The sequence below is a fragment of the Bradyrhizobium genomosp. III genome (genome assembly GCF_000261705.1).
Taxonomy (GTDB): Bacteria; Pseudomonadota; Alphaproteobacteria; order Rhizobiales; family Xanthobacteraceae; genus Bradyrhizobium; species Bradyrhizobium ottawaense.
The window spans coordinates 1-23,242 of record NZ_AJQF01000210.1 but is presented as its reverse complement, the minus strand read 5'-3'; the positions used below and the strand labels follow the sequence as shown (position 1 = coordinate 23,242).

Here is a 23,242-nt window from a genome sequence, read left to right as displayed (position 1 = left end):
AGCTATCAAAACCCGTCATCCCGAGGCGCCCCATGGAGCGCGTTGCGTCCCATGCCTCGCACCTCATCAGGATGGCGGGGTTGATAACCTCCGCAGCAGTTCGTTGCCGATCCTGATGTCCTCCGTTTCGGCACCTTCAGCAAAGCCCTTCAGAACCGATTGAAGCAACCGTTTTGCTTCGTCACGCCGGCCGCGTTCGGCAATTAGCCGGGCGAGGTCGATCGCGGCCCGCAGCTCCCAGGCTTTCGCGCCCTTGCCGCGGCTGAGCTCCAGCGACTGCACCAGGCAGGCCTCCGCGCCCTCGACCTGCGGTTCCGGCAGGTACGATAGGACCTTGCCTTTCATGCGCAACAGCTCGGGCATGTAGAGGTGATCGCCGCTCTGCGCGACGAGGCGGATGGCGTCGTCGATCAGCTGTGCGCTCTGCTCGGTCTGGCCGAGCGCCAACCATCCCTGAACCAGCGCGATGTTGAACGTCGTGGTCAGCAGCTCGTAGCCGGCATCGTGGAGCTCGCGCAGGCAAGTCCTGATCGTCTCGACGCCACCGGCCGCATCGCCGCGCCGGATCGCCAGCTCGCCTTTGACGCCGCGGCCGACGGCGAGATAAGGCCCCATCGAGCGCGACGTCGCATGCGCGATGAAGCGGTCGATATTCGCGTCCGCACCGTCGAGGTCTCCGCTCCACAGATCAATCGCGACCGTCCAGATCAGCGCAATGCAGAGCGTGATCGGGTGATCCATCTGCGCGGCCTCGGTGACCGTCTGCCGCGCCAGCTGCAGCGCATCCGCGGGGCGGCCCTGCAACCAGAGCTCGCGAGCCAGCGTGATGCCGGCCCGGTTGCGATGATCGAAGCCGTGGACGGTGCTGATTCGCTCCGTGCCCGGTCCCCGCCAGGCGACCTCCAGCATCTCGCGCGCGTCGCGATGCTCGCCTGCCAGATGCAAGGAGACGCCGAGGAGGGAATGGGCGAGGGCGATCGAGGCGGGATCGCCCAGCGACCTCGCGACCGCGAGGCTCTGCTGCGCATAGCCGAGCGCGGCGTCGAACTCTCCCATCCGCTCGTGAAAGATATGCATCCGGCCGAGCAGCTGGAGCTGGTTGATGTCGTCGCCGCGCGCCTGCGCGATCGCAAGGCTCCGGCTCAGGGCGCTGCGCGCCGCTTCGCTGCCGCCGCGGGTGAACATCAGGGTCAGTCCGAGGGCGGCCTGGATGTGCATTTCCTCGGCGCTGCCGCGCGAGGAGGGGTCCATCGCCAGCAGCGCCCGTTCCGACCAGCGCCGGCATTCGATCAACAGGGACATCGCCAGGAAGATCGGCGCCGCGGCGGCGGTGAGCGCAATGCCGATGCCGAGATCACCGCCCGCCCCGAAGCACCAGTCGAGCGCGGCGCGCACATTGTGAAGTGCGGAGAAGTGAGCAGCTCGTTCGTCCGCGCTCGGCACGGCGGCCCATGTCATGCCGGCCTGTTCCAGCCATCGCCGGTAGTAAGTCGCGTGGCGCGCGGCGAGAGCCGCGCCGTCGGGCTCGATCTCGAGCAGATAGGCGCGCGTCGTGTCGAGCAGGCGGTAGCGCATCATGGCGCCGATGGGGCGCGGCGCGACCATCGATTTGGCCACGAGACTGTCGACGGCGTCGAACAGGCGGGCCTGGTCGACGCGCTCGTCCGGCACGACCTCGAGCGCCGCGTCGATGGTGAAATGCCCGGCGAAGACCGCAAGCCTGCGCAGCACGAGGCGTTCGAGATCCGACAGCAGTCCGTAGCTCCAGTCGAGCGTGGCCTGCAATGTCTTCTGCCGGGGCGGCGCCGTTCGCTGGCCCTGCCAGAGCAGATTGAGGCGCTCGTCGAGCAGTGCGGCCGTCTGCTCCAGGCCGTAGGCTTCGACCCGGCCGGCGGCGAGTTCGATCGCCAGCGCCATGCCGTCGAGCTTGCGGCAGATCCTCGCGATGATCGCGGCATTGGCGTCGTCGAGACTGATCTGCGCGCCGCTGGCCGTGGCACGTTCGAGGAACAGTTGCAGCGCCGGATAGGTCTGCGCTGCGGCGACCGTCAGTCCGGAGCCGTCGGGCGGAACGGCAAGCGGCGCCAATCGATAGACCTGCTCGCCCTCGACGCGCAGGGCCTCGCGGCTGGTCGCGAGGATATGGACATGTGGCGCCGCCTGGAAGATGTCCGCCGCCAGCGGTGCGGCCGTCGCGATGACGTGCTCGCAATTGTCGAGAACCAGCAGCATCCGCTTGTCCCTGACATGCGCGAGCAGCGCGGGCAGGGGATCGTCGGTCTCGGCCGGCAAGCCCAGCATCAGCAGGATCGAGGTGATCACGAGATCGGGATCGCTGAGCGCGGCGAGATCAACAAAGTGCGCGGCATCGGAGAAGGTCTCGAGCAGGTCGTGAGCGATCGCCACTGCGACCGCCGTCTTGCCGACGCCGCCCGGGCCGGCGATCGTCACAAAGCGCGAGGCGATGAGCCTGTCGGAGACGGCGGCGATCTCATCGTCGCGCCCGACCATCCGCTGTAACCGGTTCGGCAGTTTCACCGGCGGCAATTCCAGCCGCGGCGCGGGGCGCTGGGTTGCCGCAATGCCTGTTTGCGAAATCGGCGCTGCGAGTTGCGAAATCGGCGCCACGAAGCAATAGCCGCGGCCGGACAGCGTCGTGATGTAGCGGGCGCCGTCCTTGCCGTCGCCGAGCGCCTTGCGCAGCGCTGCGACGTGAAAGCGCAGATTGGCCTCCTCGACGGTGATGCCGGGCCACACCAGCGCCATCAGGTCCCATTTGCCGATGACCTGGTTCGGCCGCGACATCAGCGCCATCAGCGTGTCGAACGCTTTCGCGCCGAGCGGCAACGCGACGCCGTCGCGCATCACGAGCCGTTCATGTGGCGTCACGGAGAATGGCCCGAACGATAAAGTTCCCGTTGCGGTGCCGGCCGGCTCTGTCATGGCAAATCTCGGGTCCCTTCGACAGGCCCCGATAGCCAGATGATCGCGATCCGGCAAGGCCGTCGCTGCATCGGCATCAGACCGCGGATGCAGGCCTTGTTAAGCGCGCGAGGTCTGGCTTCACAACTTCTCACAACTCCCAACGGGTGTCCTGCACCAGCCACTGCTAGTCAGTTGCGCAACGGAAAGGACAGCTTCATGACGCAGGCGGCAAAAACACTCTACACGGCCAAGACCCACACCAGCGGCGGCCGAGGCGACGGCATATCGCGCAGCTCCGACGGCCGCCTCGACGTCAAGCTGTCGCCGCCGGGCGCCGCAGGCATAGGCACCAATCCCGAGCAATTGTTCGCCGCCGGCTGGTCGGCCTGCTTCGAAGGCGCGATGGAGATCGCGGCGCGCCAGCGGAAGATCGAGCTTCCCAGGAAATGCGCGATCGATGCCGAAATCGATCTCGTGCTCGACGAGGGCGCCTATTCGCTGCGGGCGCGGCTCAATGTCAGCCTGCCGGGCCTCGACCCCGAGATCGCGCGCGGCATCATCGATGATGCGCATCGGACCTGCCCCTATTCCAAGGCCGTTCGCGGCAACATCGACGTCACGGTCGCGCTGATCTGACGCGCCATCACCAACCATCAAGAAAGGTAGCTCCACCATGAAGCAGATCATCGACCAGCATCGCCGCCAGTTCTTTGGCGTCGCCGCCGGAACCGTCGCCGTCGGTCTTGGCGTAATCGACCTCGCGCGCGCCGAGACCGAAGCGCCGAAATCGTCCGCATCGACTGCGTCCTTCGGCACGATGAAGCAGATCGATGCCGGCGTCCTCAATGTCGGCTATGCCGAGGCGGGTCCTTCGAACGGTCCCGTGGCGATCCTGCTGCACGGCTGGCCCTACGACATTCACGCCTTCGTCGACGTCGCGCCGATCCTGGCCAAGGCCGGCTATCGCGTGATCATCCCTCACTTGCGCGGCTACGGCACGACGCATTTCCTTTCCAGCGAGACGCCGCGCAACGGCGAGCCTGCCGCGATGGCGGCCGATGTCATCGCGCTGATGGACAAGCTCGATATCAAGAAGGCGGTCGTCGCCGGCTTCGATTGGGGCGCGCGCACCGCCGACATCATCGCCGCGCTGTGGCCGGAGCGCTGCCGCGCGCTGGTGTCGGTCAGCGGCTATCTGATCTCGAGCCAGGCCGCCGGCAACGCGCCGTTGCCGCCGTCTGCCGAGCTGCAATGGTGGTACCAGTTCTATTTCGCCACCGAGCGCGGCCGTGCCGGATACGAGAAGTACACGCATGATTTCGCCAAGCTGATCTGGAAGCTCGCCTCACCGCAATGGAAGTTCGACGACGCCACCTTCAATCGAAGTGCGGCGGCGCTGGACAACAAGGATCATGTCGCGATCACGATCCATAACTACCGCTGGCGGCTCGGGCTCGCCCAGGGCGAAGCGAAATACGAGCATCTCGAAAAGAAGCTGGCGGCGGCTCCCGTCATCGACGTGCCGACGATCACGATGGAGGGCGACGCCAACGGCGCGCCGCATCCCGACCCGAGCGCCTATGCCAGGAAGTTCTCGGGTCGATACGAGTTTCGCCTGATCACCGGCGGCATCGGCCACAATTTGCCGCAAGAAGCACCGCAAGCCTTCGCCAAGGCCGTCATCGACGCCGACGGCGCCTGAGCATCTACGACACCTCGGTCCAGCCATGGGCCGGACCGAGGATCGCCCATTGAACCCAGCTTGATGAATGGTCATGACGCCAGCCGAACCTGAAAAGAACAAATCTCCCTACGCCACGATGATCGTGCTCGCCGTGGTCCTGCTCGTCATGCTCCTGACCTGCGTGCCGTATCTCGTCACGATCGCTTCGGCGGAGGGGCCGGCGGCACGCGGCACGGCCGACGCCTCGCCGATCTTCGGCGTCACGATTCCGCCGGACTACAAGCAGTGGGAGCTGATCGCGCCGGCCGAAGAGGCCGCGCCGCTCGACGAGCTCCGCGCTGTCGTCGGCAACCGGATCGCAATCGACGCGTATCAGGCCGGCAAGCTGCCGTTCCCCGACGGCACCATTCTGGTCAAGCGCGCCTGGAAACGCAAACAGTCACCTGAGTTTGCGTCCGCGACCATCCCCGGCGCCGCCACCACGGTCCAGGTGATGGTCAAGGATTCCAAAAAATACGCCGCGACGGGCGGCTGGGGTTTTGGCCGTTTCATCAACGGCAAGCCGGTCGACGAGGCCCAGCACCGCACCTGCTGGGGCTGTCACGAAGCCCGCGCGGGCAGCCGCGACTACGTCTTCACACGGCTTGCGCCCTGAAGCGGACCTCGGCCGGCAATCATTCCGCCGCCATCGCAAGGCGCACATCTGCGCGATCCTGCAAAAGCCCGGCATCGAGAGCCGGACGCAAGACGCGATGGTTGCCACTAGGACAGGCAGGGCTTACCGACGGGCTGAGGCGCTTCCTCGCTAACTCGCGGATGTCCGGTCTTGAGGCAGAGCGAAGTCATTCGGCTCGTTCAGAACATTGCCGGTTTTGACCCATTGCGGACGTTCAAGCGATGCCGCTCAATGACCGAGCGACAGAGGGCCTTGACCACCGAGTTTGCTTATCGCAGCCCGAGGCTGCCGCTGGCTATCAAGTCACTCTCGGTCAATAAAAACGACCGAAGGCTCGACCTCGATGAGGAACGCCTCATTCGCGAGGCTCGACACCCCGATCCAAGTTGCGCAAGGCGGATTCTCGCCGAAGGCCGCCTTGAGAGCTCCGGTGATGGCGCTGCTCTCATGCATATGACTTTGCCTGATATAGAGCCGAAGTGCACCGACGTCGCATAGTTTTGCACCGACGGACGCCAGGGCGGCCGCAAGATTCTCCAGACTTTTCTCGAGTTGGAGCCGAATATCACCGGCACCAACGACGTTTCGATCTGCGTCCCAAGCCACTTGGCCAGACACATGGACGGCGTCGCCGAGGCGCGTTGGGACGATTGCTACCTGCGCAAAGCCGTAGTGCCGGCTGTCAAAGAGTCCAGTGGGAGCATGTACCGTTCGGCTCATTGCGAGACCTTGGTTATGCCGACGATCGGCGGTGATACTACGAGGATAATACTCATGATTCCGGCAAGCCGCACTTCCGGTTATGAAGTTGGACAATATCCGCGTTTTGCGCTGCTGGAAGAGATCAGCGGACATCAAGTGCGTTCTTCAAGGCATGATTTTGCGGGCGACGTGCCCGGGTCACCCCAAGGGCTTGGGTGATCGTCAGGCAAAACAGCAACGGCTGGGTCAATCGGCTTGATCGAAAATATTCGTATTTACAGAAATTCGGCTTTGTCGTAGGTATTGCTCACCCTGATCCGGCGAAAAGGGGCGGTCGTACGTCGTCACGAGCCGCGGATCGGGCTGCGGTGGACGCATTGGCGCCGTCGCGGATGTGAGACGCGGGGCGGGGTGATGGATTGAGCCGATCCCCGTGAGCTTCTCGCAAGCCGCGTTGTACGAACGGCGCTGTGTGCGTACGGCAAAACCGTGTGGTCCTGGCCGTCGTTGCTACGGTCAAGTCTTACGGAGGCGACATGGCGCCAACCGGCGCCATGCCGGCGAATTCCGTGAGGCGAGGGAGGCCAGAGGGAAAGTTCGGCTCCCGGGAGAGCACGGCATAAGCCGTCCGACCATCGCGCAGGGAAGGCCGTGTGTTCGGCGTCACCTGTATGCTGCTGTGCGGTTCTTCCTGCGTGTGCATTTCGCGCAGCGGACCGCGGGTGCCAGCCGGCACCCGGCCTTCCCTGCGCCCTTTTCTCCAGGAGGGCGTGACGAGAAGCGCAAACCTCGGGCGAAACGCGCCGCGAGAAGGCGAAGGCGTGTCTGCGAAACGAGATGCCGATTTGAGGACGACAACATTTCACCTTGCTCCGTCATTGCGAGGAGCGAAGCGACGAAGCAATCCAGAATCTTTCCACGGGAGGATTCTGGATTGCTTCGCTTGCGCTCGCAATGACGATGTGGAGGTCGCGGTGCACCCTTCCGTCACCGTACCCGGCTCAATGGCCAAGCCGTTGTCCCTGGAGGCGCTCTTCATGAGCGCGGGCGCTGGCAGTGCGTCTCACTCCGCCGCCACCATCTGCTGCGTGCGCCACTGGCCGAGGAGCGCGCGGAGCGAGGCCGGCTTGACCGGCTTGTTGAGCACTGCGACCTTCTCGTCGCGCGCAGCGACCTGCACGGCGGGGCTGCGGTCGGCGGTGATCAGGATCGCGGGAATGGCGTCGCCGAAGCGACGGCGGATGTCGCGGATGGCGGCGATGCCGTTGCCGCGGTCGAGATGATAGTCGACCAGGAGGCCGGTGACGCGCCGTCCCGCCGTCTCGATGGCGGCGATCGCGCCTTCGGGATCGGCGACCGCGATCACCTCGGCGTCCCAGGCCTTCAGCAGCGTGCGCATGCCGTCGAGGATCGCCGCGTCATTCTCGATACAGACGATCAGGGCACCCGAGATTGGCGTCCGCGCCAGCGGCGTCGCGCTGGTCACCGCGGCGGTGTGGGTGATCGCTTTCGCCGTCGGCACGGTCACGGAGAAGACCGAGCCGCCGCTTCTGTTGCCGTCGATGGCGATGCCGTGCTTGAGCACCCGCGCCAGCCGTTCGACGATCGACAGGCCGAGCCCCAGCCCGCGCGCGATCCGCGCGCCCTGCTCGAGGCGGTGGAATTCCTTGAAGATCTCGCCGCGCTTGACCGGCGGAATGCCGACCCCGGTGTCGTAGACGCAGATCTTGAGCGAAGGGCCTTGTCGGCGACAGCCGACCAGCACGCGGCCGCGCGGGGTGTATTTGATCGCATTCGAGATCAGGTTCTGCAGCAGGCGCCGCAGCAGGAGCCGGTCCGATTCGACCGGCAGCGAGCACGGCACGAAGGTGAGCTCCAGGTTCTTGGCGCGCGCGATCGGCGCGAACTCGATCTCCAGCGAGCGCATCAGATCGGCCATCTTGAAGCTCGAGATCGAGGTCGTCATCGCGCCGGCGTCCAGTCGCGAGATGTCCAGCAGCGCGCCGAGGATCTCTTCGATCGCCTGCAGGGATTCGTCGATGTTCTCGACCAGCCGCGTCTCCTCGCCGCTGTGCTGGCGCTCGACCAGGCTCGTGACATAGAGCCGCGCCGCGTTCAGCGGCTGGAGGATGTCGTGGCTGGCGGCGGCGAGGAAGCGTGTCTTGGAGATGCTGGCGTCTTCCGCGGCGCTCTTGGCCAGCGCCAGCTCGGAATTCAGCCGCGTCAGCTCCTCGGTGCGGTCGCGCACGCGCTTTTCCAGTGTCGCGTTGGCGCGCTCCAGTGCTTCCGCCGCCTCGAAGGTGGGTGTGACATCGGTGAAGGTGATGACGAAGCCGCCGCCGGGCATGCGGTTGGTAAGCACCTCGATCACCATGTGGCGTTCCGGCAGACGTTCGAGATATGGCTCGCTGTCGGTGGTGTAGGCGGCAAGGCGCCGCTCCAGCATGGCCTCGCGCTCGACCGGGTCGTCCGGATCGCTCACGCCGATGAATTCCAGGATCTCGCGCAGCGGCTCGCCGAACTGGACGATATGCGGGGGGACGTTGAGGAGATCGCCGAACTGCCGGTTGGAGCAGATCAGCTGCAGATCGGCATCGAACACGGCGATGCCCTGACGCACGTGGTTGAGCGCGGTCTGCAGGATCTCGCGGTTGAAATGCAGGGCTGCGTGCGAGTCGTCGAGCAGCTTGAGTGCGGCTTTGGCCGAGACCGTGCGCTTGCGCAGCAGCAGTGACATCACGAGGCGCGAGGAGGCCGCGCCGATCGAGGAGGCGATCAGGTGCTCGGCGTGCTGCAACAGCTCGAAATCGGCGGGCGCTCCAGCCTCCAGGCGAACGTTGCGCCGTGCGGAGAATGCCTCGAAGGAATGCCGGGCGCGGTCGGGTCCGAGATATTGCGCCACCGTGGTCTGGATGTCCTGCACGGTGACGGTGGTGCGCCAGCGGCGGAAACTAGGCGAGATCGGCGCAAGCGTATTGGGCACGAACAGATCGGCCTGCAGCAGCTCGATGGACGAGGGCCTTCGCGCCAGCGACAGCAGCACATAGGTCAGGATGTTGAGCGACAGCGACCAGATCACGCCGTGCATCAGGGGAGGCAGATCGGCGCCGAACAGCGCCTGCGGCCGCAACGCCTCGATGCCGAACGGACCGTGCTGAAGCAGCAGGATGCCCGATGTCGAGGAATCCATGAAACTCGGAATGAACAGCGTGTAGAGCCACACCGCGAAGCCGACCAGCATGCCGCCGATGGCGCCGCGCGCGGTCGCGCGCCGCCACAGCAGCCCGCCGAAGAAGCTCGGCGCAAGCTGCGCGATGGCGGCAAAGGAGAGCAGGCCGATCGCCACGAGCTGGGTATTGCCGAGCGCGCGATAGTAGAAATAGGCCATCACCATGATGGCGAAGATCGCGAGCCGGCGCGAGCGGAGCAGGAAGTCGCTGAAATCCGCGCCGCCGGCGCGTCCTTCCGGCCGTCGTTGCAGCACCAGCGGCACCACGAGGTCGTTCGAGACCATGATGGAGAGTGCGACGCATTCGACGATCACCATCGCGGTCGCCGCCGACAGGCCGCCGACGAAAATGGCGACGCTGAGAAGCCCCGCACCGCCCTCCATCGGCAGCGCCAGCACGTACATGTCAGGGTCGGCCGCGCCGAACGGGAAGGTGACGAGGCCGGCGAGCGCGATCGGGATCACGAACAGATTGATGGCGACGAGATAGAGCGGGAACAGCCAGCGCGCGCGGCCGACCTCGGCATCCGAGGAGTTCTCGACCACGCTGACGTGGAACTGGCGCGGCAGCAGCATGATCGCGCAGAGCGACAGCAGCGTCATGGTGAGGAAGTTGCCGATCGACGGCGAATAGTTGATGGCGCGCACCGCCTCCGGCGTCTTCATGGCGCGCTCGATCAGTTCGTGCGGCGAGAACATCCAGAAGGTGACGAAGATGCCGGCGGCGAGGAAGGCGATCAGCTTGATGATGGATTCGGTCGCGACCGCCAGCATCAGGCCGTGCTGATGCTCGGTCGCGTCGGTCTGACGCGTGCCGAACAGCACCGCGAAGGCCGCCATTGCCAGCGTCACCATCAGCGCGACGTCGCCGACGATCGGGATGTGGGAGAAGGCCTGGTCTTCGCTCAGGATCGTTTCGAGCGAGGAGGCGACCGCCTTGAGCTGGAGCGCGATGTAGGGCACCGAGCCGATGATCGCGATCAGCGCCACGGTCGCCGCCACCGCCTGGCTCTTGCCGTAGCGCGCCCCGATGAAGTCGGCGATCGAGGTGATGTTGTGGGCTTTCGCCAGCTGGATCACGCGGCGCAACACGCCGGCCCCTAACCCGATCATCAGGATCGGGCCGACATAGATGGCGAGGAAGTCGGTCGAGGCGCGGGTGGCGAAGCCGACCGAGCCGAAGAAGGTCCAGGAGGTGCAGTAGATCGCCAGCGAGAGCGGATAGATCAGCCCGGAGGCACGGCCACGCCCGGCCGGCGAGCGGCGGTCGCCATGGCTCGCCACCAGGAACAGGAAGCCGATATAGCCGAAGGCGGCGGCGATCACGCCCCAATCGTGCAGCATGGCGAGCGCGCTTCTCCCAGGGCGCTGGCCGCGCCCGAGCTCATTTTCGCTGCAAATCTAGCGCGTTGGGCGGGGGGAGGCGACAGCGAAATGCTCGGAAGGGCGGGAACTGGGGTTGTCGTTAAGGTGCGCAGCTTGGGGTTTTCCGAGAGAATCCCCCGTGTGGCACCCCCCTCCCTGACCCTCCCCCACAAGGGGGGAGGGAACGGAGAGAGCCTTGCTCCTCGCGACAAAGATGCGACTGGCGCTCGAGTTATTGGGCTGGATGACGTGAGGCGGGCACACCTGTCTCGCTCCCTCCCCCCTTGTGGGGGAGGGTTGGGGAGGGGGGTAGCTCCGGGAAGGGTGGGAGGTGGGAGAGGCGAAACGCCTATTCCGCCGCCAGCGACTTCTCGCGCAGTGGCAGGCCGAGACGGTCCCACACCTGCAGCAGGGCTTCGGCGAGCTGATCGATCAGGCCGTCGTCGTGATAGGGCGAGGGCGTGATGCGCAGCCGCTCGCTGCCCTTGGCGACCGTCGGATAGTTGATCGGCTGGATGTAGATGCCGTGCTCCTCGAGCAGCAGGTCGGACGCCTGCTTGCACCTCTCGGGATCGCCGACGAACAGCGGCACGATGTGGGTGTCGCTCGACATCACCGGCAGGCCGGCGGCGTTGAGGATCGCCTTGACGCGGGCGGCACGGTCCTGGTGGCGCTCGCGCTCCCAGTTCGAGGTTTTCAGATGCTTGATCGCGGCAGTCGCGGCCGAGCAGATCGCCGGCGGCAGCGCGGTGGTGAAGATGAAGCCCGGCGCATAGGAGCGCACGGCATCGATGATCTGGCCGTTGGCGGCGATGTAGCCGCCGAGGCAGCCGAACGCTTTCGCCAGCGTGCCTTCGAGGATGTCGATGCGATGCATGACGCCGTCACGCTCGGCGATGCCGCCGCCGCGCGGGCCGTACATGCCGACCGCGTGGACTTCGTCGACATAGGTCATCGCGTCGTACTTCTCGGCGAGATCGCAGATCTTGGCGAGCGGGGCGACGTCGCCGTCCATGGAATAGAGGCTCTCGCAGACGATCAGCTTCGGCCGGTTCGGGCCGGCTGCTTTCAACAGCTCCTCGAGATGCGCAAGATCGTTGTGGCGGAACACGACCCGCTCGCAGCCGGACTGGCGGATGCCCTCGATCATCGAATTGTGGTTGAGCTCGTCCGACAGGATCAGGCAGTTCGGAATGAGTTTTGCGATGGTCGGGATGCCGGTCTGGTTCGAGACATAGCCCGAGGTGAACAGCAGCGCGGCTTCCTTGCCGTGGAGATCGGCGAGCTCGGCCTCGAGCTGGACCAGCGGATGATGCGTGCCGGCGATGTTGCGGGTGCCGCCGGCACCGGTGCCGACGCGCGTCGCGGTCTCGACCATGGCGCCGACCACTTTCGGGTGCTGGCCCATGCCGAGATAATCGTTGGAGCACCAGATCACGACGTCGCGCTTGCCCTTGGGCGAGTGCCAGACCGCGTGCGGGAATCGGCCGGCCGTGCGCTCCAGGTCGGCGAACACGCGGTAGCGCCGCTCGGAATGGAGACGATCGAGGGCGGAATCGAAGAACTGGTTGTAATCCATCGGCAAAACCTGCAACGGAACCCGGCCAAGGCGGCCGCTCATTTTTAGAGCTTTTCCAGCTCCAATGTCCATGCGCCCGCACACATTTGTGACGAGGCGCGCGGGTCCATTGATAGCGGCGTATCGCCGGCGATAGTTGATGTGGATCAAACGCCTAACGCTGGTCCGCCCGCGCGGGCCGAGGCTCCCGGGAAAGCCCGGGACCGTTGTCGCTGGCTTGGACATTTTGTCCATGGGGCGCGCGCCGTCTCATGATTGCTGAGCCGGTCGCGCCGATGTCGTAGCCTTTGCCTTGGCGAGGCGCGGATCGGCGCCCGGCAAGCGCATGCGAAAGGACGCCCCGATGAAGCGTGTCATGGTTCTGAACGGTCCCAACCTCAATATGCTCGGCATCCGCGAGCCGCACATCTACGGCACCACGACGCTCGCAGAGGTCAACGCGAGCTGCGAGGCGGCTGCCGCAACCCTCGGGCTCAAGCTCGCCTTCCACCAATCCAACCATGAAGGCGTGCTGGTCGACCTGATCCAGTCGGCGCGGCAGGACGCCGATGCAATCATCATCAATCCGGCCGGCTTTTCCTTCACCTCGGTCGCGATCATGGACGCGATCAAGACGTTCGAAGGGCCGGTGCTGGAAGTCCACATCTCCAACATCCTCGCCCGCGACGAATATCACCGCCACTCCAAGATCTCGTTCGTGGCGAGCGGGGTGATCTGCGGCCTGGGTCCGTTCGGCTACATCGCCGCGCTGCACGCGATCGCGAATATGAAGTGACATGCCGCCACAAGCCCGGGCATGACGAAGCGACTCACGTCGTCCTGAACTGCAGCACGCCGTCCTTCGTCTCCGCCGTCAGCCGGCCCTCGACGATCATGTAGTTGACGTGGGCGACGAGCTCGCCGGCGGCAAAGCCCATCTGGTGTTCGTCGAGCACATGCTTGTTGAACACGACGGGCACCAAGGCGCGCGAGGTCTGCGGCACCTCGCGGCAGGCTTCCGCGATCAGGCGGCAGCGCTCTTCATGGTGGTCGGCGAGCTGCTTGATCCGGGTCTTCAGCCCGTAGAACGGCACGCCATGGCCGGGCAGCACCAGGACGTCATAGGGCAGCGTCGTGGTGAGGCTGGCGAGCGAGGCCAGATATTCGCCGAGCGAGTTCTGGTCGGGCTCGACCGCCCAGACGCTGACATTGGGCGAGATCTTGCTCAGCACCTGGTCGGCGGAGAGGAACAGCTTGTCGTCGGCGCAATACAGCATCACCTGGTCGAGCGCGTGGCCGCCGCCGGTGATCACCTTGAAGCGGCGCGTGCCGATCACGACGTCGTCGCCATGGGAGATGCGGCGGTAGGAGGGCGGCAGCACCGAGACGCGCTTGAGATAATCCTGGCCGCGGCCGAGCAGCTTTTCGGTGAGCGACTCGTCCATGCCATGGCGACGGAAGAACAGCCGCTGCGCCTCCTGCCGCTCCGCGGTGCCGCGGTTCTGGTGATAGACCGATTGCAGATATTCGACCTGCGACATCACCAGCGGGCAGTTGAACCGCTCGACGACCCAGCCTGCGAGCCCGACATGGTCGGGGTGGGAGTGGGTGACGATCAGGCGCGTGATGTCGACGCCCTTCAGCGGCCCGTCGAACAGCTTGGTCCAGGCCTCGATCGTCTCCTCGTTGCCGAAGCCGGTATCCACCATCGCATAGCCGTCGCCGTCGGCGAGCAGGTAGATGTTCACGTGGTTGAGGCGGAACGGCAATTTCAGCCGCGCCCACAGCACGCCGGGCCTGACCTCGACGATCTCGTCGTGGCCAGGGTGCTGCTCCCAGGGGTAGCGCAGGGCTTCGGCTGAGGACTGTGCGGTGTCGGTTTTCGCGTTCATGCTACCGGCTTAAACCCAGCGCGCGCGGGGCGCCAGCCGAAAAAGGCTGGCCCGTGGTCTCCGCATGGCGGTCATACCGGGCGTGTTTTTCCGTAGCCCGGACGAAGCGCCGTCCGGGCTACGGGCCGGCGCTGTTACGCCGCCCGCATGTTGTTGAGGAACGCGTCGATCTCTCCGCGCAGCATGTCGGCTTCGCGGCGGAGCGCGTCGGAGGCGCCCAGCACTTCGTTTGCCGCGGCGCCGGCTTCGGCGGAAGCCGTGGAGACGCCGACGATGTTGCTGGAGACCTCGCTGGTGCCGCCGGCCGCATGCTGGATGTTGCGCGCGATCTCGCGGGTGGCGGCGCCCTGCTCCTCGACCGCGGCTGCGATCGTCGTGGTCACGTTGTCGATCTCGCCGATGATCCGGCCGATGCCCTGGATGGCGCCGACCGCCGAGGTCGTGATCTCCTGCATGCTGGCGATCTGGGTGCGGATTTCCTCCGTGGCCTTGGCGGTCTGGCTCGCGAGGCTCTTCACCTCGGAGGCAACCACCGCAAAGCCGCGGCCGGCCTCGCCCGCACGCGCCGCCTCGATGGTGGCGTTGAGCGCGAGCAGATTGGTCTGCGAGGCGATGGTCTGGATCAGGTCGACCACGACGCTGATGCGGCTCGCGCTGTCGGCGAGGCTCTGCACCGTGGTGTCGGTGGCGCCGGCCTCGTCGACCGCCTTCTTGGCGATCGCGGCGGAGGTCACGACCTGCTTGCTGATCTCCTCGATCGAGGACGACAGCTGCTCGGTGCCTGACGACACGGTCTGCACGTTGACCGAGGTCTCCTCGGCGGCGGAGGCGACCGCGTTGACCAGCGCGTTGGACTGGTCGGCGGTGGTCGACATGCTCTGCGCGGTCGATTGCATCGAATTGGCCGACTGCGCCAGATTGTCGAGCGCGGAGCGCACCGTGCTTTCGAATTCGGCGATCTTGGCTTCCATGCGCGCGGCCCGCTCGGCCTTGGCGATCCGGTCCTTGTCCTGCTCGCCGGCGAGCGCCCGGGCTTCGATCATGCTGTCGCGGAACACGGTCAGCGTTTCCTTCATCACGCCGATCTCGTCGTTCTGCCGGGAGCGGACGATCTCGGTGTCGAGGTCGCCGGCCGACAGCAGCTGCATGGCGCGCTGAAGCTCGCGGATGCGGCGCAGGATGTTGCGGCCGACATAGAGCCAGACGAACAGCGCCGAGCCGACCAGCATCAAGGCCCCAAGCGCCAGCATCACGGTCGTCGCGAGCGAGGTCTCCTGCTGCGCCTGCGAGGTCGAGGCGTTGGTCTCTTTCTGCACGCCGTCGACGAGCTGCTGCACGCTGATGCCGAGGCCGACATTGAGCTTGCGGGTCTCGTCGAGGATGGTCTGGCCGTAGTCGACGGAGTCGAGCTCCTTCTCACGCAGGTTGAAGACGCCGGTCTTGCCGGTGCCGAGCGCCAGCAGCTTCTCCGCCGTTTCGCGCAGCATCTTGTTGCCCTGATTGTCCGGCAACAGATCGAGGTTGGACCGCAGGCGTCCCTGCGCCGTCTTGAATTCCTTCTGGATGTCGTCGAGCTTGTCGCTGGTGTTCGCCGACAGTGCCGCACTCATGTTGGCGGCTGCGAGATTGCCGCTGGCGACGACGTTGCCGAGCTGGCCGACGGTCTGCGCGGCGTCGCTGGCGTCCGCGGCAGACAAGTCGGCCGAGCCGAGAATGGCGTTGACCCGGGTCTGCGCGTCGAGCATCGCCGGGCTGGCCGCGCCGACGAAGGCGCCCTGCGCGCTGCGCAGCGCGTCATATTGCTTGTCATGGAGGGCGGCGATATCGAGCCGCTCGCGGGCGGCCTTGGCGAGGCTCTGCGCCGCCTCGTTGATGCTCTTCATCGTCTCGCTGAGTCCGGAGACGACGGCCTTGTCGCCGCCGAGCTGGATGATCTCGTTGAGCTTCTGCTGTGTTTGCTCCTGCAGCTCCTTGAGCTTCTTGGTGCGCTCGTTCAGCGCTTCCTCGCTTTGTGCCGCGAGCAGGGCAGGTCCCTGTGCCGCAAGGCTCGCGCTCAATGCCGACAATTGCAGGCTGGCAGCAAGGCGCGGAATGTCCCGCCCGCTCAGTTCGGTCATGCGTCCGCCGAGATTCTGCAGCGCCAGGCCGGCGCCGGCCGCGATCACGAGGCCCATGCCGGCGATCACTGCGAAGGCGGCGAACAGGCTGCCGCGTACGCCCCAGGTCGGCATTTTGAAACGCGGCCGCATTCGGCCAAGTGGGCCGCCAAGTGAGCCGCCAAGGCTGAAACGGATCGCCATCGAAATTCCCCCAACGTTCTTGCTTCTGTTTGCGGCCGGCAGTATCCGCACGGCGGGTTAAAAATTCGCAATCTCCGCAAACGGTTGCATGTGTTCCGCAGGGCGAAAAAAGAAGGGCCGGCGAAATCGCCGGCCCCCCGTCATGGTAAGGTTGTGGTAACCGATCAGTAGCGCGCGACGGCCGGGCTTGCCCAGTTGAAGCGGTAGTTGACGCCCGCCTTGATGGTGTGGTCGTCAGTGGTGAAGCTGCCGGTGCCCGCGAGCGGACCGCCGGTGAAGCTCGCCTCGCCGAAATTGTAGTACTGGTACTCGGCCTTGGCCGACCAGTTCGGGGCGAACATGTATTCGAGGCCGGCGCCGACCGTGTAGCCGTTGCGGTGATCGCCGGTGATGACGAACGCGGTCGGCACGCCGCCGACGGTCACCTTCTCGTTGTTGTCCGAATAGGCGTAGCCGCCCTTCACATAGACGAGGCCGGGGCCCCAGGTGTAGCCGACGCGGCCGGTGATCGAGCCGAGGCCACGCTGGTCGTTGGTGTAGGCGATGCCGCCCGGAAACACGGCGCCGACGCTGCCGGAGAGCCAGGAATACTGGCCCTCGACGCCGACCACGAAGTTCGGGTGGAACTGCCAGTCCCCACCGACCTGCACGCCGCCGAGGAAACGGCCGTTGCCGTTGTTGCCGGTGGAAAGGCCGTTGAAATTGTTGTCGCTGGAGAACGCGCCACCGACATGGCCGCCGATATAGAAGCCGGTCCAGTTGTAGATCGGCGCGGCATAGGCCGGCGCGGGCGACTTGTAATAGTTGCGGTTGCCGAGATCGGCACCGACGGCCGGTGCAGCAGCGCTCGCCACGAGCAGCGCAACGGTCGCAAACAGAATCTTCTTCATCGTCTTGAACTCCGACACTTAAGGTCCCCGGCAGGCGCGCTTTCCGCGCCGCGTTGGTTTTGCAGATAGCTTCCTTTTGACGAAAATGCTGTCACATGCATGGCACAACGAGACCCAACCTAACTTATTGGGCTGCAAATGATTTTCGTGCTTAATGCCGGCTTAAGAAGTGGTGAAGGAAGGCTTAACTTCGCAGGGCTTCGGTAACCTCTGCGCGTCCTTCGTTAACCAAGACGCCGTCGCGCCTCATCGCGCATCTGCTCGCGGAACGCCGCGCGCTTTGCGGGGCGGTCCTCCTCGCGCACGTCATGTCGATCGAAGATATCGAACTTCTCCAGGATGGGATAGCGCTCGCTCGCCATCGCAAGCACGCGCAGCACCTTGGTCACCGCCGGCGTCGGGCCGCTCACCTCCCAGCGCCGGATGGTGTCGCCGCCGCCTTTCTCCGGCAATCCGCAGAGCTTTGCCATGTCGGCCGCGGTGAGCTTCCGTTCGAGGGCGTCGGAGAGGTCGGCGCGGAGTTGCTTCAGTTCGGGCCCGGTCATGTCGCCTCAATACGCGAAGTCGCTGAGGGCAATGCACTAGCGCTGATTCGGGTCCATCCGAAGGCGGGGATGATCCGTCCGAAGCGGAGGTGACGAACGCATTGCTTCGCCACCTTCGCCAGCACACGGAGTTATGAACTTGTGCCTATGGACATCGTGCGATCAATGAACACATGCCACAAGGGCCCCAGCGATCGAGGGATCAGCCATGACAAGCATCAAACTCGCCATTGCCACGCTCATCACGACCGGGCTGCTGGCCGCGCCCTTTGCGGCCGAAGCGAAGAAGGCGCGGTCGAGCCGACACTACAGCACGGGCGTGGTGGCCCCGACCTATGGCGGCGCCGGAGCGCCGGCAGCGCAGCCGCGGGCGTCCTACGGCTCGTCCGGCCAGACGGTCGGAACGGTCACGGCACCGTCGGTCGGATCTTACAATTGGCCCTCGGTCGGCGTGACCAACTCGGCGCCCACCTGGAGCAACACCACGAGATAAGTGCGGCCGTGCGGGTTAGCGCGTGCCGGTCGCCAGACCCGAGAGAAGGTATAGCGCGACCAGCAATGTCGCTACCGACAGCATCGTCGTGACCGAGACCGTGGCCGCGACCAGTTTCTCCTCGACCTTGTGCTCGTGCGCCAGCACGTACACCGTCTTCGCCGTAGGCACGGCGGCGCATATCACGGCGGCGACGGTGTAGAGCGCGTTGAGGCCGGTGACCACACAAAGTCCGTAGACGATCAGCGGCATGATCACGAGCTTCACGAGCGCGAGCGCGAACGTTGCCTTCAGGTTGGAGCGCAGGCCCTCGACCGACAGGCCGAGCCCGATGGCGAACAGTGCGCAGGGCGTGAGCGCGGCGGCGATCATGTTGAGATAGGCCGCGACCGGCGCCGGAATCGGCAGGCCCGTGATCGCCCAGACGAGACCGCTAAGCGTCGACAGCACCATCGGATTGAGCAGGATCTGCTTCGCGAGGCCGGCGGGCTGCGCGGACGATCCGCGCGCGTCCCTTTCCAGCAGGATGACCGTGATCGGAAACATCACGGCCGCGACGAATACCGTCGCTACCGCAGCAGGCAGGACGGCGGGCTGGCCGTAGATCGCGTGCAGGATCGGCAGCGCCACGAAGCCGGTATTGGTCATCGCCGCCGCCATGCCTTGAATCGTGCTGCTGGCGAGATCATGCTTTCCGCCGGCGCGGACCACCAGGAAGACCAGCGCAAAGCAGACGAGGGAGCCGCCGCCGAACGCGAGCAGGAAACGCCATTCCAGCAGATTGCCGGCGGGCTCCTGCGCGATGGTGACGATCAATAGCGCAGGCATTGCCACGTTGTAGGCGAAATGCACCAGCGCGTCGGCGAGCGAGCGGGAGAGATAGCCGAGCTCGCCGGCCAGCCAGCCGGTGACGATGATCGCGAATACGGGAAGAACGAGGCTCGCGACTTCCATCCGGCTTCCCCCTTGCTGCCAATGGCCGCAACGAGAGGTTACCCCGGCAATGGAGTGTCGTCACTGCTTTGGTCGAGCCGTGGCCCTGGCTCAAGAGCTCCCTTCAGTCGAGACCGTCATGGCTGGGCGTGGCGGGCCGATCGAACGCGGCCGTCAGAGGCTAGATGCCCCGGCCGGCCTGTCGACCGATCACGCAGCGCCACGCAGCCAGTCGCTCCGCTGGATGCTGGTTCATCCAGTCGGCGAGCTGCGGTGCGCCCATCAGGCAGGACTGCACCGAGACCTCGGCGAAATCCGAGGTGGTGACGACCTGCTCGTGACAATTGGTCGGGGAGGCAAGGCTGCAAAGCACGGCGATGATCTTGATCACGACAGGTTACCCCCGTCGCGGCCGATATATGTACGACCCATCGCGGCCTTATCCTGGCCTTCGCTGGCCGGGTCGGTCGGCGGGAAGATACTGTCGTAGATGGCGCGCGCCTCCTGGATGAGACGTGCTCGCTCGCGCTCGGACTTGGAGACAAATCGAATGACTTCGCCCATGTTGGCTCCGATATCAGTTGGCAAATCCCGTCATCAGATGACGCTTATCATTTCATCGTCATCTATGACGCCGTCTTCGGCTTTGAAGCGGTGTCGCCGATCACGAAGGAGTAAAAAGCGCGTGAGCGCACTCCGGAATCCCAACGTCTCCCGTGCCTTTGATGCGCCGGGTTGAGATACCGCTCACCAGCTCACATCCGTTGCGGGGCTTCGGGAGCCGCGCGAGCGAATGCTGGTGTCGACTTGCTCCTTGCGCTCATCGGCAAGGATATTTTCGTCAAGAAAATTCTTCTGGACCGAATTTGTTTCACCTCGGGCCGCGTGCAAGTTTTTGGAACCATCCCGGAATTCGGCAACTCGATACGATCGATCGTCACGCCGCCGGCGCGCGCTCTTTCCGTCCCGGCACCGCCGCCAGCAGCTCGCGCGTATAGGCATGCTCCGGCGCGGCGAACAGCTGCGCGGTCGGCTTCAGCTCGACGATGGCGCCGCGCTGCATCACCGCGATGCGGTCGCATATCTGGGCGGCGACGCGTAGATCGTGGGTGATGAACAGCATCGAGAGACCGAGGCGTGTCTTGAGGTCTTCGAGCAGCCGCAAGACTTGCGCCTGGACGGAGACGTCGAGCGCGGAGACGGCCTCGTCCGCGACGATGATCTCGGGTTCGAGTGCGAGCGCGCGCGCAATGCCGATGCGCTGGCGCTGGCCGCCGGAGAATTCATGCGGATAGCGCTCGAGCGCGCCGGCATCCAGGCCCACCATCTTGAGGAGATCGCGGGCCCGGTCGAACGCGACCTTGGGATCAAGGCCGGCCGCGATCGGACCGTCGGCGATGATGTGGCCGATCCTGCGGCGCGGATTGAGCGAAGCGAACGGATCCTGAAAGATCATCTGGATGCGATGGCGCTCGGCCCGCAGCGCCTTGCCCGAGAGCTGGGTGAGATCGGTCTCGCCGATCCGCACCGTGCCGCGGTCGGCCTCGATCAGCCGCATCACCAGGCGCGCCACCGACGATTTGCCGGAGCCGGATTCGCCGACGAGGCCGAGCGTCTCGCCCCTGAGGATGTTGAAATTGACCGCGCGCGCGGCATCGACGCGGCGGTCTTCGCGAAACCAGCCGCCCGAGGTGACATAGGTCTTGTCGAGCCCGATCACCTCGACGGCCCTGGCCTGATCGTCGAGCGGCTCGCGCGCCGGCGGGTCCATCGAGGGCACGGCGGCGAGCAGCGCCTTGGTGTAGTCGTGCTGCGGCGCGTTGAAGACGGTTGCGGCCGGACCTTCCTCGACCACCTTGCCGTGCCGGAGCACGACGACCTGGTCGGCGATATCGGCGACCACGCCGAAATCGTGGGTGATGAACATCACCGCCATGTTGCGATTGCGCTGGAGGTTGCGGATCAGCTTGAGGATCTGCGCCTGCGTGGTGACATCGAGCGCGGTGGTCGGCTCGTCCGCGACCAGCACGGCCGGCTCGAGCGCGAGCGCCATCGCGATCATGGCGCGCTGGCGCTGACCGCCGGAGAGCTGGTGCGGATAGGCGCGGACGATGCGCTCGGGGTCGGGCAGGCCGACCTCCCGTGCCAAAGCGAGCGCTCGCGCGCGCCGCTCCCTCGGCGTCAGCAGGCCGTGGGCCTCGAACATCTCCGCCATCTGGTCGCCGATCCGCATCAACGGATTGAGCGCGGTCATCGGCTCCTGGAAGATCATCGCGAGACGGCGGCCGCGCAGATCGCGCCAACCGTCGTCGTCGAGCTTGAGCAGGTCGCGTCCCTCGAACTGGATCTCGCCGGAGGCGACCGAGACCGTATCCGGCAACAGGCCCATCAGCGCATGCGCGCACATCGACTTGCCGGAGCCGGACTCGCCGACGACGCAGACGATCTTGCCGGGCCGCAAGTCGAGCGAGACGCCGTCGACGGCGAAGGGACGCTCGGCGCCCTTGGGCAGGGCAATTCGCAGGTTCTTGATGGAGACGGCGGGCGGGGCGGTCATTGTCAGCGTCCCTCCCGCGACAGGCGCGGATTGAGCGCGTCGTTGAGGCCTTCGCCGATCAAATTGAGCCCGAGCACGGAGATCAGGATGGCGACACCGGGAAACACCGTGATCCACCAGGCCTGGCGGATCACGGTGCGGCCGGCGCCGACCATGTAGCCCCAGGAGATCAGATTGGGGTCGCCGAGGCCGAGGAACGACAGCGAGGATTCCAGGAGGATCGCGGTCGCCACCATCAGTGAGGCCAGCACGATCACGGGCGACAGTGCGTTCGGCAGGATCTCGCGCATGATGATCCAGGTGTTGCTCTGGCCTGTGACCACCGCCGCCTGGACGTATTCGCGCGTGCGCAGCGACAGCACCTCGCCGCGCACGAGGCGGGCGACCGGCGGCCAGCTCACCAGCGCGATCGAGGTCACGATCGAATAGATCGAGGGCTGCAGGATCGCGACCAGCACGATCGCGAGCGCGAAGCTCGGAATGGTCTGGAAGAACTCGGTGAAGCGCATCAGGGCGTCATCGACCCTGCCGCCGAAATAGCCGGCCATGGCGCCGATGGGAACGCCGACGATCAGCGCGACCAGCGTGGAGACGAGGCCGACAAGCAGCGAGACGCGTGCGCCAAAAATCATACCGGCGAACACGTCGCGGCCGAGCGCGTCGGTGCCGAGCGGCACGGCGGAGAGCGTAAACGGCGGCAGGAACGGCCGCTGCACCATCCGCCATGGCGAGTTCGGGAACAGCATCGGTCCGAACAATGCGACCGAGATCGCGAGAACCAGAATGATGAGCCCGATGACGCCGCTCGGGCTACGCAGCATCGATTTCCAGAACTGTTTCATGAGGCGAATTCGATGCGCGGATCGACCAGTCGATAGACGAGGTCGGTGATGAGGTTGAAGATCAGGACCATGGCGGAGCAGATCACGAAGACGCCGAGCAGCAGATTGTAGTCCCGCTGCAACAGCGCGTCGTACATCAGCCGTCCGATGCCGGGCCAGGCGAACACGGTCTCGGTGATGACGGCGCCGCCGATCAGCGTGCCGGAATGCACGCCGGCCAGCGTCACGACGGGGAGCAGCGCGTTGCGCAGCACGTGGCGGCGCTGGATCACGGCGTCCGAGAGGCCCTTGGCGCGCGCGGTCTTGACGAAGTCGAGCCGCTTCACCTCCAGCATCGAGGCGCGCGTCATGCGGGTATAGGTCGCCATGAAGAACAGGCCGAGCGTCATCGCCGGCATGATCAGGTGTTTTGCGACGTCGACCGCGTGGGCGAAGCCGGTGAGGTTCGCACCGACCGTCTCGTAACCAAAACTCGGCAGCCAATCCATGGTGACCGAGAACAGCAGGATGCCCATCAACGCCACCCAGAAGATCGGCATGGCGTAGAAGATCAGCGCGAAAACGGTGATGGCGGTGTCGAGGAAGGTTCCGGCAAAGCGCGCGGCGAAGGTGCCGAAGAGAATGCCGAGCATGAGCGAGATCGCGAATGCC

The 23,242-nt window shown here is 65.5% G+C and carries 19 protein-coding genes; 5 read left to right on the top strand and 14 right to left on the bottom strand.

Translation table 11 applies throughout. The features are described from left to right. Positions 1–66 precede the first annotated feature (66 nt). Positions 67–2,943, bottom strand: coding sequence for an ATP-binding protein (locus tag IC66_RS0118305; protein WP_038948592.1), 2,877 nt, complete (start codon positions 2,941–2,943; stop codon positions 67–69). A gap of 198 nt (positions 2,944–3,141) precedes the next feature. On the opposite strand from IC66_RS0118305, the gene IC66_RS0118300 reads away from it, so the two are divergent. From IC66_RS0118300 to IC66_RS0118290, 3 genes are all read left to right on the top strand, one after another. Continuing rightward, positions 3,142–3,561 (top strand): organic hydroperoxide resistance protein, encoded by a 420-nt coding sequence (locus IC66_RS0118300; protein ID WP_028139856.1) that lies wholly within the window; start codon positions 3,142–3,144, stop codon positions 3,559–3,561. A 37-nt stretch (positions 3,562–3,598) separates the two neighbouring features. Next, the gene (locus tag IC66_RS0118295) at positions 3,599–4,627 is read left to right on the top strand and encodes an alpha/beta fold hydrolase (protein ID WP_038948591.1); all 1,029 of its coding nucleotides are present in this window, start codon (positions 3,599–3,601) and stop codon (positions 4,625–4,627) included. A 73-nt stretch (positions 4,628–4,700) separates the two neighbouring features. Further along, positions 4,701–5,264, top strand: coding sequence for a cytochrome P460 family protein (locus IC66_RS0118290; protein ID WP_038948590.1), 564 nt, complete (start codon positions 4,701–4,703; stop codon positions 5,262–5,264). 324 nt (positions 5,265–5,588) lie between these two features. On the opposite strand, the gene IC66_RS0118285 is transcribed toward IC66_RS0118290, so the two are convergent. The 3 genes from IC66_RS0118285 to hemA form a co-directional block, all read right to left on the bottom strand. After that, positions 5,589–6,140, bottom strand: coding sequence for a RidA family protein (locus tag IC66_RS0118285; protein WP_244429123.1), 552 nt, complete (start codon positions 6,138–6,140; stop codon positions 5,589–5,591). Between the two features lie 910 nt (positions 6,141–7,050). Next, positions 7,051–10,560 carry a PAS domain-containing hybrid sensor histidine kinase/response regulator gene (locus IC66_RS0118280; protein ID WP_028139860.1) on the bottom strand — a complete coding sequence of 1,170 codons (3,510 nt, stop codon included), beginning with the start codon at positions 10,558–10,560 and terminating at the stop codon, positions 7,051–7,053. A 370-nt stretch (positions 10,561–10,930) separates the two neighbouring features. Continuing rightward, complete coding sequence (hemA, locus tag IC66_RS0118275) at positions 10,931–12,160, bottom strand: 5-aminolevulinate synthase (RefSeq protein WP_038948587.1); 1,230 nt, start codon at positions 12,158–12,160, stop codon at positions 10,931–10,933. 343 nt (positions 12,161–12,503) lie between these two features. Here hemA and aroQ point away from each other — a divergent pair, with 343 nt between their 5' ends. Beyond that, the gene (aroQ, locus tag IC66_RS0118270) at positions 12,504–12,935 is read left to right on the top strand and encodes a type II 3-dehydroquinate dehydratase (RefSeq protein WP_028139862.1); all 432 of its coding nucleotides are present in this window, start codon (positions 12,504–12,506) and stop codon (positions 12,933–12,935) included. A gap of 34 nt (positions 12,936–12,969) precedes the next feature. On the opposite strand, the gene IC66_RS0118265 is transcribed toward aroQ, so the two are convergent. The 4 genes from IC66_RS0118265 to IC66_RS0118250 all read right to left on the bottom strand — a co-directional run bounded on the left by IC66_RS0118265 (position 12,970) and on the right by IC66_RS0118250 (position 17,766). Beyond that, on the bottom strand, positions 12,970–14,031 hold the full coding sequence (locus IC66_RS0118265; RefSeq protein WP_038948586.1) for an MBL fold metallo-hydrolase: 1,062 nt from the start codon (positions 14,029–14,031) through the stop codon (positions 12,970–12,972). Between the two features lie 134 nt (positions 14,032–14,165). After that, positions 14,166–16,331, bottom strand: a complete 2,166-nt coding sequence (locus tag IC66_RS0118260) for a methyl-accepting chemotaxis protein (RefSeq protein WP_038948585.1) — start codon at positions 16,329–16,331, stop codon at positions 14,166–14,168. A gap of 164 nt (positions 16,332–16,495) precedes the next feature. Continuing rightward, the gene (locus IC66_RS0118255) at positions 16,496–17,221 is read right to left on the bottom strand and encodes an outer membrane protein (protein WP_038948584.1); all 726 of its coding nucleotides are present in this window, start codon (positions 17,219–17,221) and stop codon (positions 16,496–16,498) included. A gap of 224 nt (positions 17,222–17,445) precedes the next feature. Next, positions 17,446–17,766, bottom strand: a complete 321-nt coding sequence (locus IC66_RS0118250) for a hypothetical protein (protein WP_028139866.1) — start codon at positions 17,764–17,766, stop codon at positions 17,446–17,448. Positions 17,767–17,974: 208 nt separating this feature from the next. On the opposite strand from IC66_RS0118250, the gene IC66_RS0118245 reads away from it, so the two are divergent. After that, the gene (locus tag IC66_RS0118245) at positions 17,975–18,259 is read left to right on the top strand and encodes a hypothetical protein (RefSeq protein ID WP_038948582.1); all 285 of its coding nucleotides are present in this window, start codon (positions 17,975–17,977) and stop codon (positions 18,257–18,259) included. A 15-nt stretch (positions 18,260–18,274) separates the two neighbouring features. Here IC66_RS0118245 and IC66_RS0118240 read toward each other — a convergent pair whose 3' ends face one another. The 6 genes from IC66_RS0118240 to IC66_RS0118215 all read right to left on the bottom strand — a co-directional run. Continuing rightward, entirely contained in the window at positions 18,275–19,213 is a 939-nt protein-coding gene (locus IC66_RS0118240; RefSeq protein ID WP_028139868.1) for an AEC family transporter, read from the bottom strand. Between the two features lie 160 nt (positions 19,214–19,373). After that, complete coding sequence (locus tag IC66_RS0118235) at positions 19,374–19,583, bottom strand: hypothetical protein (RefSeq protein WP_028139869.1); 210 nt, start codon at positions 19,581–19,583, stop codon at positions 19,374–19,376. Beyond that, positions 19,580–19,756 (bottom strand): hypothetical protein, encoded by a 177-nt coding sequence (locus tag IC66_RS47740; protein ID WP_162832263.1) that lies wholly within the window; start codon positions 19,754–19,756, stop codon positions 19,580–19,582. The genes IC66_RS0118235 and IC66_RS47740 overlap by 4 nt, the downstream gene beginning before the upstream one ends. Positions 19,757–20,129: 373 nt before the next feature. Further along, on the bottom strand, positions 20,130–21,749 hold the full coding sequence (locus IC66_RS0118225) for an ABC transporter ATP-binding protein (RefSeq protein WP_038948581.1): 1,620 nt from the start codon (positions 21,747–21,749) through the stop codon (positions 20,130–20,132). A 2-nt stretch (positions 21,750–21,751) separates the two neighbouring features. Continuing rightward, complete coding sequence (locus IC66_RS0118220) at positions 21,752–22,591, bottom strand: ABC transporter permease (protein WP_028139871.1); 840 nt, start codon at positions 22,589–22,591, stop codon at positions 21,752–21,754. Continuing rightward, the coding region (locus tag IC66_RS0118215) for an ABC transporter permease (protein ID WP_038948580.1) at positions 22,588–23,242 on the bottom strand (655 nt) is incomplete at its 5' end. The genes IC66_RS0118215 and IC66_RS0118220, both read right to left, overlap by 4 nt.

Excerpts from the sequence above, each read along its gene's own strand:
- IC66_RS0118305 (WP_038948592.1), bottom strand. The coding sequence starts at position 2,943 with ATGACAGAGCCGGCCGGCACCGCAACGGGAACTTTATCGTTCGGGCCA.
- IC66_RS0118300 (WP_028139856.1), top strand. The coding sequence starts at position 3,142 with ATGACGCAGGCGGCAAAAACACTCTACACGGCCAAGACCCACACCAGC.
- IC66_RS0118295 (WP_038948591.1), top strand. The coding sequence starts at position 3,599 with ATGAAGCAGATCATCGACCAGCATCGCCGCCAGTTCTTTGGCGTCGCC.
- IC66_RS0118290 (WP_038948590.1), top strand. The coding sequence starts at position 4,701 with ATGACGCCAGCCGAACCTGAAAAGAACAAATCTCCCTACGCCACGATG.
- IC66_RS0118285 (WP_244429123.1), bottom strand. The coding sequence starts at position 6,140 with ATGTCCGCTGATCTCTTCCAGCAGCGCAAAACGCGGATATTGTCCAAC.
- IC66_RS0118280 (WP_028139860.1), bottom strand. The coding sequence starts at position 10,560 with ATGCTGCACGATTGGGGCGTGATCGCCGCCGCCTTCGGCTATATCGGC.
- hemA (WP_038948587.1), bottom strand. The coding sequence starts at position 12,160 with ATGGATTACAACCAGTTCTTCGATTCCGCCCTCGATCGTCTCCATTCC.
- aroQ (WP_028139862.1), top strand. The coding sequence starts at position 12,504 with ATGAAGCGTGTCATGGTTCTGAACGGTCCCAACCTCAATATGCTCGGC.
- IC66_RS0118265 (WP_038948586.1), bottom strand. The coding sequence starts at position 14,031 with ATGAACGCGAAAACCGACACCGCACAGTCCTCAGCCGAAGCCCTGCGC.
- IC66_RS0118260 (WP_038948585.1), bottom strand. The coding sequence starts at position 16,331 with ATGGCGATCCGTTTCAGCCTTGGCGGCTCACTTGGCGGCCCACTTGGC.
- IC66_RS0118255 (WP_038948584.1), bottom strand. The coding sequence starts at position 17,221 with ATGAAGAAGATTCTGTTTGCGACCGTTGCGCTGCTCGTGGCGAGCGCT.
- IC66_RS0118250 (WP_028139866.1), bottom strand. The coding sequence starts at position 17,766 with ATGACCGGGCCCGAACTGAAGCAACTCCGCGCCGACCTCTCCGACGCC.
- IC66_RS0118245 (WP_038948582.1), top strand. The coding sequence starts at position 17,975 with ATGACAAGCATCAAACTCGCCATTGCCACGCTCATCACGACCGGGCTG.
- IC66_RS0118240 (WP_028139868.1), bottom strand. The coding sequence starts at position 19,213 with ATGGAAGTCGCGAGCCTCGTTCTTCCCGTATTCGCGATCATCGTCACC.
- IC66_RS47740 (WP_162832263.1), bottom strand. The coding sequence starts at position 19,756 with ATGGGCGAAGTCATTCGATTTGTCTCCAAGTCCGAGCGCGAGCGAGCA.
- IC66_RS0118225 (WP_038948581.1), bottom strand. The coding sequence starts at position 21,749 with ATGACCGCCCCGCCCGCCGTCTCCATCAAGAACCTGCGAATTGCCCTG.
- IC66_RS0118220 (WP_028139871.1), bottom strand. The coding sequence starts at position 22,591 with ATGAAACAGTTCTGGAAATCGATGCTGCGTAGCCCGAGCGGCGTCATC.